This window comes from Streptomyces sp. NPDC059679 (assembly GCF_042734105.1).
Classification (GTDB): domain Bacteria; phylum Actinomycetota; class Actinomycetes; order Streptomycetales; family Streptomycetaceae; genus Streptomyces.
In genome coordinates this window covers 1-13,134 of the sequence record NZ_JBHWES010000097.1, presented here as the reverse complement: position 1 = coordinate 13,134, position 13,134 = coordinate 1, and the positions used below count along the sequence as shown (strand labels likewise).

Sequence of the window (13,134 nt, the reverse complement as noted above, 5' to 3'; positions counted from 1 at the left end):
TGCCGCCGTTCCCCCAGGGGCGGCGGCACACGCCGTACCCCACCGGTTGTGCCCCCGGCGCCGCGCGTACTCCCCGGGTTGCGGCGCGGGCCCGCTCGCTCCGCCGCGCGGAGGAAGGGCCCGTACCCGAGGCGGCCCTAGGCTGGGCGCATGGTCCTCCAAGGCTCTGCCGCCCGTGTCCGGCCGCCGCGCGGCCAGTGGGCGGACGCGGCCCTGGTCGGCGGTGTCTTCGCGCTGGCGGTCGGCGGCGGCATGGGACCGCTGGTGGGCGAGCGCGCGGAGCCCTGGCCGGGCACCGTCCTCGACCTGGCGATGATCACCGCCGCCTGCGGCGCGCTCTGGTTCCGCCGCCGCCGTCCCGTGGCCGTCGCCCTCGGCGTGCTGGCCGCCACCGCCGCGTACTACCTCACCAGCGTCTACGACGGCCCCCTCCTCGTCGCGTTCGTGGTCGCGCTGTACGCGGTCGCGGCCCAGGGGCTGCTGCGAGCGGCCGTCGCCATCGCCGCGCTCAGCGTCGTCGCCGTCGGCGTCGGCACGCTGGCGGGCAACGAGGACGTCAACGGGGTCGCCCTCTTCATGCTCACCGGCTGGCTGGTCGCGGTGGTCGCGCTCGGATGGCTGCGCCACAGCCGCCAGGCGTACGTCCACGAGGTGGAGCGGCGCGCGGCCGGCGAAGAACGGCTGCGCATCGCCCGGGAGCTGCACGATGTCATCGGCCACCACATCTCCCTCATCAGCGTCCAGTCCACGGCCGCCCTGCACCGGCTCGAGAAGGACCCGGAGCAGGCCGGGACGGCCCTCGCCGCGATCAAGTCGTCCAGCCGCGAGGCACTGCGCGAACTGCGGGCGACCCTCGGGGTGCTGCGGCAGATCGACGAGGAGGCGCCCACGGCGCCGCCGCCGGGCCTGGCCCGGATCGGCGAACTCGTCGAGTCGGCGCGGTCGGCCGGGTTCGACGTACGCGCGCACACCAGCGGCGAGCCGCAGCCGCTGCCCACCGAGGTGGAGCTCGCCGCCTACCGCATCGTCCAGGAATCACTCACCAATGTGGCCCGGCACTCCCGGGCCACCGCCGTCACCGTCCGTGTCTCATACGCGCCCCGCGAGGTCCGGATCGAGATCACGGACAACGGACGGGGCCCGGCCCGCACCGTGTCCGGCAGCGGCATCAGCGGCATGCGCGAGCGCGCACGCGCACTGGGCGGCGAACTGATCACGAGTCCCGGCCGGGACGGCGGATTCGCCGTACGGGCGCGGCTGCCGCACGGGAACGGAGCGCCCCGACAATCATGATCAAGGTTTTGCTCGCGGACGACCAGCGGCTGGTGCGGGCCGGATTCCGGTCGATCCTGGAGGACGAGGACGACATCACGGTGGTGGCCGAGGCGGGCGACGGCGACGAGGCCGTCGCGGCCTGCCGCGAGACGCACCCCGACGTGGCGCTGCTGGACATCCGGATGCCCGGGACCGACGGTCTTCAGGCGGCCGGGCGGATCACCGCCGACCCCCGCCTGGAGAGCGTCAAGGTCGTCATCCTGACCACCTTCGACCTGGACGACTACATCTACGGCGCGCTGCGCGCCGGCACCACCGGCTTCCTGGTCAAGGACACCGAACCGGAGGAGCTGATCCACGCCGTACGGGTGGCGCACCGCGGCGACGCGCTGATCAGCCCCTCCGTCACGCGCCGGCTCATCGCGGAGTTCGCCGGACGGGTCCAGGCCCCCGACCCCGGCCCGCGGCTGCGCGCCCTCACCGACCGCGAGCGGGAGGTGATGCGGCTGGTGGCCGCCGGGCTGACGAACGACGAGATCGCCGCCCGGCTGGTGCTCAGCCCGGCCACCGCCAAGACCCACGTCAGCCGCATCATGACCAAGCTGGACGTCCGGGACCGCTCCCAACTGGTGGTGCTGGCCTACGAGTCGGGCATGGTCAGCCCCCGCTGGCTGACGCGCTAAGCGGCCCCGCGGTCGCCCAGCCACACGACCGGGGGAGTACGTCGGCCGGGTGCCCGCCAACCGCTGGGGTACCGCGAGTGTCCGCCGTGGGCTGACGCCCCGGGGCGGACCGGGCCCGGATGCTTCGGGGCATGAAGTCTCCGCCACGCGACACGTCCGCGACCACCGAACCCGACGCGGGCCGACCCCCGGGCCGTACGGGCGCCTTCGGGCGCCTCGCTGCCTGGTCCCAGAGCCACCGCTGGAGCGCCCTGCTGCTGTGGATCCTCGTGGTGGCCGGGATCACCGTCGGATCGCAGGCCGCGGGCAGCGCGTACCGCAATGACTTCGCCCTGCCCGGCACCGACTCGCAGACCGCCACCGACCTGCTGACCGAGCACGGCTCCCGGCAGGCGGGAGACAGCGTGCAGATCGTCTTCAAGGACGAGGGCGGGCTGCGCGCCGAGCGCGGCTCCATCGAGAAGACGCTCGACCGGGTCCGCGGCCTGCCCTCCGTCACCGAGGTGCGCGGCCCGTACGCGGACGCCTCCGCGCTCTCCCGGGACGGCACCGTCGGCTACGCGACCGTGACCCTCGACGGCAAGGCGGAGGAGGTACCCAAGCGGGACATCACCAGGATCATCGACACCGCCAAGGCCGCCGAAGGACAGGGCCTCGAGGTCGCGCTCGGCGGCGAGGCGGTGCGCGGCGCCGAGGAGGAGGCGGGCGGTGCCGCGGAGGGCGCGGGCATGCTCGCCGCGCTGGTCATCCTGGTCCTGCTGTTCGGCTCGCTGATGGCGGCGGCGCTGCCGCTGGTCACCGCCCTGTTCGCGGTGGGCGGCGCCATCGGTCTGATCGCCCTGGCCTCACACCTGTTCACGGTCGCCGACTTCACCCCGCCCGTCATGATGCTCGTCGGGATCGGAGTGGGCGTGGACTACGCGCTCCTGATCTTCTACCGCTACCGGCACGAACTCATCCGCGGCGCCGACCCGCACACCGCCACCCGTACCGCGCTGGACGCCGCCGGACGCACGGTCTTCTTCGCCGGCTGCACCGTGATCATCGCGCTGCTCGGCCTGGTCGCCCTGGGCCTGGGCGCGCTGCAGGGCGTGGCGCTCGCCGTCGCGCTGACCGTGCTCGTCACCATGGCGGCCTCCCTGATCCTGCTGCCCGCGCTGCTGGCCGTAGTCGGCGGGCGCGTCCAGCGCCAGGTGCTGCGGCGCGCCGACCGGGCGCGGGCCAAGGGGAAGGAGGAGGGCCGGCGCTGGCGGGCCCTGGCCTCCGCCGTGCAGCGGCGCCCGCTGTCCGCGCTGCTGGCGGCCGTCGTGGCGCTGCTCGCGCTGTCCGCCCCGGCCCTGAGCCTGCGCCTGGGCTTCGCCGACGCGGGCAACGATCCGACCACGTCCACCAGCCGCCGGGCCTACGACCTGCTCGCCGAGGGCTTCGGACCCGGGTTCAACGGCCCCCTGGTCGTGGTGAGCCGGGGTGACGCGGCGGCCGCCAGGGAGCTGCGGACCACGCTCGCCCGTACGGACGGCATCGCCGCCACCACACCGCCGCTGCCCTCCGAGGACGGCGCCGTCTCCACCGTCCTCGCCTTCCCCCGTACCTCCCCGCAGGACGAGGGCACCGCCGATCTCGTGCACACGCTGCGCGACCGCGTCCTGCCGCGGCTCGGCGAACGCACCGGCGCCGACTACCTGGTGGGCGGGTCCACGGCCGCCGCGCAGGACTTCGCCGACTCCGTCGCGGACCGGATGCCGCTGTTCGTCGCCGTCGTCGTCGGCCTCTCCACGCTGCTGCTCATGGCGGTCTTCCGCTCCCTGCTGATCCCGCTGAAGGCCGCGCTGCTCAACCTGCTGTCCATCGCCGCCGCGCTGGGCGTGATCACGCTGGTCTTCCAGCACGGCTGGTTCGGGGTACAGCCCGGCCCGATCGAGGCGTTCATCCCGGTGATGATCTTCGCGATCGTCTTCGGCCTCTCCATGGACTACGAGGTGTTCCTCGTCTCCCGTATGCATGAGGAGTGGGAGCGGACGAAGGACCACTCCCACGCGGTCCGTGAGGGTCTTGCGGCCACCGGCAAGGTGATCACGGCGGCCGGCGCCATCATGATCGTGGTGTTCGCCGCCTTCGTGCTCAGTCCGAGCCGTATGCTCCAGCAGTTCGGCCTGGGGCTCGCGGTGGCCGTCCTGCTGGACGCCGTGGTGATCCGCTGCCTGATCGTGCCGGCCGTCATGCGGCTGCTCGGCAGGCGCGCCTGGTGGCTGCCCGCGCCCCTCGCCCGGCTGCTGCCGAAGGTGGCGCTGGAGCGGCCGGACGCCGGCTGAGGCGACCTGAGGCAGCCTGAGCCGACCTGAGGCAGCCTGAGCCGACCTGAGGCGAGCGGCACCGGCCGGCGCGCCCGGACAGCCCCGGGCGCCCGGCCGGCCACGGGCCGTCAGGGCTCCCGTACCGGCAGCCTCGCGTCGTCCCTCAGGAACAGCGGGATCCGGTCCAGCGGGGCGGGCACGGTCACCGTCGTACCGCCCTCCCAGCTCTCACCCGTCCAGGCGTCCGTCCAGCGCGCCCCCGCCGGGAGATAGGCGGTCCGCTCGGTCGCGCCCGCCTCCAGGACCGGGGCGACCAGCAGATCGGGCCCCAGCAGAAAGGCGTCCGCGACGCCCCAGGCCGCCTCGTCGCCGGGGAACTCGAGGAAGAGCGGGCGCATGGGCGGCAGTCCCTCCTCATGGGCGGCGCGCATCTGCGCCAGTACGTACGGCTTGAGCCGTTCGCGCAGCCGCAGATACGAGCCGAGGATGCGCTCGGCCTCCTCCCCGTACGACCACACCTCGTTCGGGCCGCCGGTCATCCCGGGACCCAGCGGCAGCCCCGGGTCGCGGAAGCCGTGCAGCCGCATGATCGGCGACAGCGCGCCGAACTGGAACCAGCGGATCAGCACCTCGCGGTACGCCGGATCGTCCGGGTCGCCGCCGTGGAAGCCGCCGATGTCGGTGTTCCACCACGGGATGCCGGAGAGGGCGACGTTCAGCCCGGCGGCGATCTGGCGGCGCAGGGTCGCGAAGTCCGTGCCGATGTCGCCGGACCACAGGGCGGCCCCGTGACGCTGACTGCCCGCCCACGCCGAGCGGTTGAGGGTCACCACCTCCTCCTCGCCCGCCGCGCGCATGCCCTCGTGGACGGCGCGGGCGTTCTCGCGCGGGTAGAGGTTGCCGACCTCCAGGCCAGGACCCGCGTGGTAGCGCAGATTCGCCGGGAAGCCGGGCTTGAGCTCCGGCTCGCAGGCGTCCAGCCAGAAGGCGCGGATCCCGTACGGCTCCAGGTAGTTGGCCCGCACCCGCGACCACATGAACTCCCGGGCCTCGGGATGAGTCGCGTCGTAGAAGGCGACGTGGATCCGCTCTCCCTCGCGCACATCGGGCCAGTCGGCGTGCGCCGTGGGCCCGTACTCGGTGCCGACCAGGAAGCCCCGCTGCTCCATCGTGGCGTGGTTCTCGCTCAGCGGGGAGACCGAGGGCCACACCGAGACCACCAGCTTGATGCCCAGCTCGGCCAGCTCCCGCGTCATCGCCGCCGGGTCGGGCCATGCCACCGGGTCGAACTTCCAGTCGCCCAGATGTGTCCAGTGGAAGAAGTCGCAGATGATCGCGTCGATCGGCAGCCCGCGCCGCTTGTGCTCGCGGGCCACGGTCAGCAGCTCCTCCTGGTTGCGGTAGCGCAGTTTGCACTGCCAGAACCCGGCCGCCCACTCCGGCAGCATCGGCGCGCGGCCGGTCACCGCGGAGTAGCGGCGCTGCGCTGCCGCCGGGTCCCCCGCCGTGATCCAGTAGTCGATCTGGCGCGCGCTGTCGGCGACCCAGCGGGTGCCGGTCGCGGCCAGCTCGACCCGCCCGATGGCCGGGTTGTTCCACAGCAGGGTGTAGCCGCGGCTGGAGGTGAGGACCGGGATCGTCACTTCGGAGTTGCGCTGCACCAGGTCGAGCACGGCGCCCTTCTGGTCCAGCAGACCGTGCTGGTGCTGGCCGAGGCCGTAGAGCCGCTCGCCCTCGTACGCTTTGAAGCGCTGCTCGATGCGGTGGTAGCCGTTGCCCGTGGCGGTGCGCAGCCGCGGCCCCGGCCACCAGAAGTGGGCGCGCTGCTCGGCCAGCAGCTCCCGGCCGTCCTCGGTGGCCTGGAACCGGATCATGCCGTCCGCGCCGATCCGCGCGGTGATCGCGCCGCAGGTCAGCGACGCCTCCCCGGCCTCGATCGCGACGCTCGCGGCCGCCTTCGGCGGACCGTCGAGGAGCGCGCCTGGCAGGTCCTCCAGCAGCGGCCCGCCGAGCCGGGCACGGACCCGGATCGCGTCGGGCCCCCACGGCTCCAGACGTACGGTCTCCTGCCGCCCGCTCCACTCCAGCGCGCCGTCGCGCTCGCTGAAGGTGCCGATGGTGGGGGAGGACTGGGCGAGCGACGCTGAGGCGGTGGCCGGCGGTGATGGGTTCACGGGCGCTCCTCGGGGTGCGGCGGTGGACGTACGGGGGGTGAGCTTTACGGGCGTATCGCTTCGGGGACGTACGGCTCGGCGGCGCTGCGAGGGCGGGACTTCAGGGGTTGGGGCGGGGCTTCGGTGCGGGAGTTCGGGCGAGGTCGCTGCGGGTTTCGGTAAGAGAGGGCGCGCGGACGGGTGCCGCGGGCCGGGGCCGGGGCCGGGGCCAGGGCCGGGTCAGGGCGCGGCGCTCGGCGCCGGGCCCGAACTCGCCCGCACGGTCAACTGGGGCTCAAGCAGTGCCACCTCGTCCGAGCCGTGCCCCTCCAGCTTGGCCACCACCAGCTCCACCGCCCGCCGCCCCATCTCATGCGCGGGGATCGCGACCGAGGTCAGCCGCACCGAGGCCCCGGTGGCCACCGGGTCGGGGCAGATCGCCACCACAGAGACGTCCTCGGGCACCGCGCGGCCCTGCTGGCGCAGCAGGCTCAGCAGCGGGTCGATGGCGGCCTCGTTCTGCACCACGAAGCCCGTGGTGCCGGGGCGCTCGTCGAAGATCCGGGCCAGCGCCCCGGCCATGGACTCATAACTGCCCTCGCACGGCCGGTGCAGCACGCGCAGCCCCAGTTCGCGGGCGCGGCCGCGCAGCCCCTCCAGAGTCCGTACGGCGAAGCCGGTGTGGCGCTCGTACACCGCCGCCGCCTCGCCGACCACGGCGATCTCACGGTGGCCGAGCCCTGCCAGATGTTCGGCGCACAGCGCGCCGGTCGCCGTGAAGTCCAGGTCGACGCAGGTCAGTCCGACGGTGTCGGCGGGCAGCCCGATCAGTACGGTGGGCTGGCGGGCGTCCCGCAGCAGCGGCAGCCGTTCGTCCTCCAGCTCCACATCCATCAGGATCATGGCGTCGGCGAGACCGCTGCCGGTGACCCGGCGCACGGCCGCCGGGCCCTCCTCGCCGGTCAGCAGCAGCACGTCATAGCCATGGGTGCGGGCGCTGGTGGCCACCGCGATGGCGATCTCCATCATCACGGGCACATACATATCGGTCCGCAGCGGCACCATCAGCGCGATGATGTTGGAGCGGCTGCTGGCGAGGGCGCGGGCGCCGGCGTTCGGGTGGTAGCCGAGCTCCTTGATGCTCTGCTCGACCCGCTCGCGGGTGGGGCCGGAGATCGAGCGCTTGCCGCTGAGGACATAACTCACCGTGCTGGCGGAGACTCCGGCGTGCCGGGCGACCTCGGCGAGGGTGACCATGCGGGACTCCGTCCGGGTCATTGAAGCGCTTCGACTGGGTTGCCGAACGGCTCTTTGCTGGCTGCGCGGATCGACAGTAGACCCGTCTGCGTTCAGTGTCCAGATAGTCGAAGCGCTTCAACTGGCTTTTTCCCTCGGCTGTTCCACCTCCTGGGGTCACACGCTTTGCCGCCCCGCCGGACCGGAGGCACACTGGCACCGTACGTGCCGGTAATGTCACGAGATTGTCCATTCGCGGCAAGGGAGCACCCATGACCGCATCATCCGTCAGGCCCGTGTCCGAGCGCGAAGCGCGCCGGGTCGCCGAGGCAGCCCGCGAGCAGGTATGGCACAAGCCGAGCTTCGCCAAGGAACTGTTCCTCGGCCGCTTCCGGCTTGATCTGATCCACCCCCATCCCGCCCCCGCCCCGGATGACGTACGGCGCGGTGAGAAGTTCCTCGAGAAGCTGAACTCGTTCTGCGAGACCGGTATCGACGCCGCCCGCATCGAGCGCGAGGCCAAGATCCCCGACGAGACGATCGAGGGCCTCAAGGAGCTCGGCGCGCTCGGCATGAAGATCGACCCCAAGTACGGCGGCGCCGGCCTCACCCAGGTCTACTACAACAAGGCCCTGGCCCTCGTCAGCTCGGTGAGCCCGGCCATCGGCGCGCTGCTCTCGGCCCACCAGTCCATCGGAGTGCCCCAGCCGCTCAAGCTGTTCGGCACTCAGGAGCAGAAGGACACCTTCCTGCCCCGCTGCGCCCGCACCGACATCTCGGCCTTCCTGCTCACCGAGCCGGACGTGGGCTCCGACCCGGCCCGGCTCGCCACCACCGCCGTACCCGAAGGCGACGGCTACATCCTCGACGGAGTGAAGCTGTGGACGACCAACGGGGTGGTCGCCGACCTCCTCGTGGTCATGGCCCGCGTCCCCGCGTCCGAGGGCCACAAGGGCGGTATCACCGCCTTCATCGTCGAGACGGCCTCCGAAGGCGTCACCGTCGAGAACCGCAACGCCTTCATGGGCCTGCGCGGCCTGGAGAACGGAGTGACCCGCTTCCACCGGGTCCGCGTCCCCGCCGCCAACCGCATCGGCCCGGAGGGCGCCGGGCTCAAGATCGCCCTGACCACCCTCAACACCGGCCGGCTCTCGCTGCCCGCGATGTGCGCGGGCTCCGGGAAGTGGTGTCTGAAGATCGCCCGCGAATGGTCCGCGGCCCGCGAGCAGTGGGGCAAACCGATCGCCCGGCACGAGGCCGTCGGCGCCAAGATCTCCTTCATCGCGGCGACCACCTTCGCCCTGGAGGCCGTCATCGACCTCGCCTCCCAGATGGCCGACGAGGACCGCAACGACATCCGTATCGAAGCGGCGCTGGCCAAGCTGTACGGCAGCGAGATGGCCTGGCTGATGGCCGACGAGCTGGTCCAGATCCGCGGCGGCCGCGGCTTCGAGACCGCCGCCTCGCTCGCCGCCCGCGGCGAGCGGGCCGTCCCGGCCGAGCAGATGCTCCGCGACCTGCGCATCAACCGCATCTTCGAGGGCTCGACGGAGATCATGCACCTGCTGATCGCCCGCGAGGCCGTGGACGCCCATCTGTCCGTGGCGGGCGACCTCATCGACCCGGACAAGTCCCTGTCCGACAAGGGCAAGGCGGCCGCCAAGGCCGGCGGCTTCTACGCCCGCTGGCTGCCGGGCCTGGTCACCGGCCCAGGCCAGCTCCCGCGGGCCTACGCGGAATTCCGCCCCCCCGGTCACTGCGACCTCTCCCCGCATCTGCGCTACGTCGAGCGCTCGGCGCGCAAGCTCGCCCGCTCCACGTTCTACGCCATGTCCCGCTGGCAGGGCCGGATGGAGACCAAACAGGGCTTCCTCGGCCGCATCGTCGACATCGGCGCGGAGCTGTTCGCCATGAGCGCCGCCTGCGTACGGGCCGAGATGCTGCGCACCACGGGCGACCACGGCGCCGAGGCGTACCAGCTGGCCGATGTCTTCTGCCGACAGGCCCGGATCCGGGCCGAGGAGCTTTTCGCCCGGCTGTGGACCAACACCGACGAGCTCGACCGCAAGGTCGTCTCGGGCGTGCTGGCGGGCTCGTACACCTGGCTGGAGGAGGGCGTGCTCGACCCCAGCGGCGACGGCCCCTGGATCGCCGACGCGACCCCCGGCCCGGCCACGAAAGAAAACGTCCACAGGCGCATTTCCCGCACCTGAGGAGGCCCCGTGGTTGCGCCTGGGTCTCCCCATCCGGGCGCAACCATGAATTGAGTAACCACGAAGGCGAGCAACCAGGTCCGCGAGAGCGGCGCCGGTTTAGGCGCAAAGAGGGGCACGGGCAACAATGGGGCAATGACGGATTCCCTCGCTGACCCGCACCTCCGCTTTCCGGCGGCTACAGCCGCCACCGGAGGCCCGCGCGACATCGTGATCCTGGGCTCCACCGGATCGATCGGCACCCAGGCCATCGACGTGGTGCTGCGCAACCCCGACCGCTTCCGGGTGACCGGACTGTCCGCCGCCGGCGGGCGGCCCGGGCTGCTCGCCGAGCAGGCCCACCGGCTCGGGGTGCGGGTGGTCGCGGTGGCCCGGCCGGAGGCCGTGGCCGAGGTGCGCGAGGCGCTGGCCGCGCGGTACGGGGCGGGGGAGCCGCTGCCGGAGATCGTCGCGGGGCCGGACGCGGCCACCGAGCTGGCCGGCTCCGAGTGCGACACCGTGCTCAACGGCATCACCGGCTCCATCGGCCTGGCGCCCACCCTTGCCGCGCTCGAGGCCGGCCGGGTGCTCGCGCTGGCCAACAAGGAGTCGCTGATCGTCGGCGGGCCGCTGGTCAAGGCCCTGGCCAAGCCCGGGCAGATCGTGCCGGTCGACTCCGAGCACTCCGCCCTCTTCCAGGCGCTGCTCGGCGGCTCCCGGCAGGAGGTCCGCAAGCTGGTGGTCACCGCGTCCGGCGGGCCGTTCCGGGGGCGTACGAAGCAGGAGCTGACCGAGGTCACGCCCGAGCAGGCGCTGGCCCACCCCACCTGGGACATGGGCCCGGTGATCACGATCAACTCCGCGACCTTGGTCAACAAGGGTCTTGAGGTCATCGAGGCGCATCTGCTCTATGACATTCCCTTCGATCGGATTGAGGTTGTGGTCCACCCGCAGTCGTATATCCACTCGATGGTCGAATTCATTGACGGTTCCACCCTGGCGCAGGCGAGTCCGCCCGATATGCGGATGCCGATCGCGCTCGGTCTCGGCTGGCCGGACCGGGTGCCGGACGCCGCGCCCGGCTGCGACTGGACCAAGGCGCACACCTGGGAGTTCTTCCCGCTGGACAACGACGCTTTCCCCTCGATCGGCCTCTCCCGCCACGTCGGCGCGCTCGGCGGCACCGTGCCCGCCGTTTTCAACGCGGCGAACGAGGAGTGTGTGGACGCCTTCCTGGCCCGGAAGCTGCCGTTCAACGGAATCGTCGATACGGTCGCCCAAGTGGTGGCCGAACACGGCACCCCCACCGCGGGAACCCGGCTCACGGTCGAGGACGTCCTCCAGGCCGAGGCATGGGCCCGCGCCCGCGCCCGTGAACTGGCCGCCCGCGCGGCCGAAGCGACTCCGGAGGCTCGCGCATGACGGCACTGATGACGGTCCTTGGCATCGTCGTATTCGTTGTCGGACTGCTCTTCTCGATCGCCTGGCATGAGCTCGGACATCTCTCCACGGCCAAGCTCTTCGGCATCCGGGTGCCGCAGTACATGGTGGGCTTCGGGCCGACGATCTTCTCCCGTAAGAAGGGAGACACGGAGTACGGCGTCAAGGCGGTCCCGTTCGGCGGCTACATCCGCATGATCGGGATGTTCCCGCCCGGCGACGACGGGAAGATAGCGGCACGTTCCACCTCGCCGTGGCGCGGCATGATCGAGGATGCCCGGTCGGCCGCGTACGAGGAGCTACAGCCGGGCGACGAGACCCGGATGTTCTATACGCGCAAGCCGTGGAAGCGCGTGATCGTGATGTTCGCCGGGCCGTTCATGAACCTGGTGCTCGCTGTGGCGATCTTCCTCGGCGTGATGATGGCCTTCGGCGTCAACACCCAGACCACCACCGTGGGCACCGTCCAGAAGTGTGTGGTCGCGGCCTCGGCCTCGACCGACAAGTGTCCGAAGGACGCCAAGGACTCGCCGGCCAACGCCGCGGGGCTGCGGTCCCGCGACAAGATCGTCGCCTTCAATGGCGAGCCGACCTCGGACTGGAACAGCCTCCAGCAGCACATCCGCAAGACCGTCGGCCCCGCGACGATCACCGTCGAGCGCGATGGCGTCCGCAAGGATCTGCATGCGGTGCTCATCAAGAACCAGGTCGCCAAGTCGGACGGTAACGGCGGCTATGTGGAGGGGCAGTACGTCTCCGCGGGCTTCCTCGGCTTCACTCCGGCCAGTGGTGTGGTCAAGCAGTCCTTCGGCCAGTCGGTGGACCGGATGGGCAATATGGTCCAGGACGGCATCGACTCGCTGATCGCCCTGCCCTCGAAGGTCCCCGACCTGTGGAACGCGGCCTTCGGCGACGGTGAGCGCAAGGCGGACTCCCCGATGGGCGTCGTCGGCGCGGCGCGGGTCGGCGGGGAGGTCGCCAGCCTCGACATCCCGGCCTCCCAGCGGGTCGCCACCATGCTGTTCCTGGTGGCCGGCTTCAACCTCTCGCTCTTCCTGTTCAACATGCTGCCGCTGCTGCCGCTGGACGGCGGGCATATCGCGGGTGCGGTGTGGGAGTCCGTACGGCGCCACACCGCCCGGCTGGTCCGGCGGCCCGACCCGGGGCCGTTCGACGTGGCCAAGATGATGCCGGTCGCCTATGTGATCGCCGGAGTGTTCATCTGCTTCACCCTGTTGGTGCTGGTGGCCGATGTGGTGAATCCGGTGAAAATCTCCTGATGATGCGAAATGCCCCGAAGTTCACCATTCGATGGACTTCGGGGCCGGAATGTGCTTGGCCCGGGCGCGGTGCCGTAACCTCGGACACCGGAGCCCGCCGATCTCGGGACCTTCATTCATGACCTTGGGGTTGCTCGCCAAATGACAGCGATTTCGCTTGGAATGCCGTCCGTTCCGATCAAGCTCGCCGACCGCAGAGTCAGCCGGAAAATCCAGGTCGGGTCGGTGGCGGTGGGCGGGGACGCGCCGGTGTCGGTGCAGTCGATGACGACGACGGTGACGGCGGATATCGGGGCGACGCTGCAGCAGATCGCGGAGCTGACGGCGTCGGGGTGCCAGATCGTGCGGGTGGCGTGTCCGTCGCAGGACGATGCGGATGCGTTGCCGGTGATCGCGAAGAAGTCGCAGATCCCGGTGATCGCGGATATTCATTTCCAGCCGAAGTATGTGTTCGCGGCGATTGACGCCGGGTGTGCGGCGGTGCGGGTGAATCCGGGGAACATCCGGCAGTTCGACGACAAGGTGAAGGAGATCGCGAAGGCCGCGTCGGATGCGGGCACCCCGATCCGGATCGGGGTGAA

General features: G+C 71.6%; 9 protein-coding genes. 7 read left to right on the top strand and 2 right to left on the bottom strand.

Annotation, left to right across the window (positions count from 1 at the left end; translation table 11 throughout):
• Positions 1–150: 150 nt before the first annotated feature.
• From ACFV2X_RS50825 to ACFV2X_RS50815, 3 genes are all read left to right on the top strand, one after another.
• On the top strand, positions 151–1,293 hold the full coding sequence (locus ACFV2X_RS50825; protein ID WP_385630021.1) for a histidine kinase: 1,143 nt from the start codon (positions 151–153) through the stop codon (positions 1,291–1,293).
• Positions 1,290–1,958: a response regulator gene (locus tag ACFV2X_RS50820; RefSeq protein WP_385630019.1), complete on the top strand. Its 669-nt coding sequence runs from the start codon at positions 1,290–1,292 to the stop codon at positions 1,956–1,958. Before ACFV2X_RS50825 ends, ACFV2X_RS50820 begins: the two co-directional genes overlap by 4 nt.
• A 131-nt stretch (positions 1,959–2,089) precedes the next feature.
• Positions 2,090–4,270: an MMPL family transporter gene (locus ACFV2X_RS50815; protein WP_385630016.1), complete on the top strand. Its 2,181-nt coding sequence runs from the start codon at positions 2,090–2,092 to the stop codon at positions 4,268–4,270.
• A gap of 110 nt (positions 4,271–4,380) precedes the next feature.
• Here ACFV2X_RS50815 and ACFV2X_RS50810 read toward each other — a convergent pair whose 3' ends face one another.
• Positions 4,381–6,426, bottom strand: a complete 2,046-nt coding sequence (locus ACFV2X_RS50810; RefSeq protein WP_385630013.1) for a TIM-barrel domain-containing protein — start codon at positions 6,424–6,426, stop codon at positions 4,381–4,383.
• A 219-nt stretch (positions 6,427–6,645) separates the two neighbouring features.
• Positions 6,646–7,662 carry a LacI family DNA-binding transcriptional regulator gene (locus ACFV2X_RS50805; protein WP_385630010.1) on the bottom strand — a complete coding sequence of 339 codons (1,017 nt, stop codon included), beginning with the start codon at positions 7,660–7,662 and terminating at the stop codon, positions 6,646–6,648.
• Between the two features lie 251 nt (positions 7,663–7,913).
• On the opposite strand from ACFV2X_RS50805, the gene ACFV2X_RS50800 reads away from it, so the two are divergent.
• From ACFV2X_RS50800 to ACFV2X_RS50785, 4 genes are all read left to right on the top strand, one after another.
• Positions 7,914–9,854: an acyl-CoA dehydrogenase family protein gene (locus tag ACFV2X_RS50800; protein ID WP_385630009.1), complete on the top strand. Its 1,941-nt coding sequence runs from the start codon at positions 7,914–7,916 to the stop codon at positions 9,852–9,854.
• A 135-nt stretch (positions 9,855–9,989) separates the two neighbouring features.
• Entirely contained in the window at positions 9,990–11,255 is a 1,266-nt protein-coding gene (gene dxr, locus ACFV2X_RS50795; protein ID WP_385630007.1) for a 1-deoxy-D-xylulose-5-phosphate reductoisomerase, read from the top strand.
• Positions 11,252–12,553, top strand: a complete 1,302-nt coding sequence (locus ACFV2X_RS50790) for a M50 family metallopeptidase (RefSeq protein WP_385630005.1) — start codon at positions 11,252–11,254, stop codon at positions 12,551–12,553. Before dxr ends, ACFV2X_RS50790 begins: the two co-directional genes overlap by 4 nt.
• Positions 12,554–12,694: 141 nt before the next feature.
• Positions 12,695–13,134, top strand: a 440-nt coding sequence (locus ACFV2X_RS50785) for a flavodoxin-dependent (E)-4-hydroxy-3-methylbut-2-enyl-diphosphate synthase (protein ID WP_385630003.1), incomplete at its 3' end; no start/stop codon positions are given.

Bases quoted from the DNA above. Each gene is read 5' to 3' on its own strand.
- ACFV2X_RS50825 (WP_385630021.1), top strand. From the start codon at position 151: ATGGTCCTCCAAGGCTCTGCCGCCCGTGTCCGGCCGCCGCGCGGCCAG.
- ACFV2X_RS50820 (WP_385630019.1), top strand. From the start codon at position 1,290: ATGATCAAGGTTTTGCTCGCGGACGACCAGCGGCTGGTGCGGGCCGGA.
- ACFV2X_RS50815 (WP_385630016.1), top strand. From the start codon at position 2,090: ATGAAGTCTCCGCCACGCGACACGTCCGCGACCACCGAACCCGACGCG.
- ACFV2X_RS50805 (WP_385630010.1), bottom strand. From the start codon at position 7,662: ATGGTCACCCTCGCCGAGGTCGCCCGGCACGCCGGAGTCTCCGCCAGC.
- ACFV2X_RS50800 (WP_385630009.1), top strand. From the start codon at position 7,914: ATGACCGCATCATCCGTCAGGCCCGTGTCCGAGCGCGAAGCGCGCCGG.
- dxr (WP_385630007.1), top strand. From the start codon at position 9,990: ATGACGGATTCCCTCGCTGACCCGCACCTCCGCTTTCCGGCGGCTACA.
- ACFV2X_RS50790 (WP_385630005.1), top strand. From the start codon at position 11,252: ATGACGGCACTGATGACGGTCCTTGGCATCGTCGTATTCGTTGTCGGA.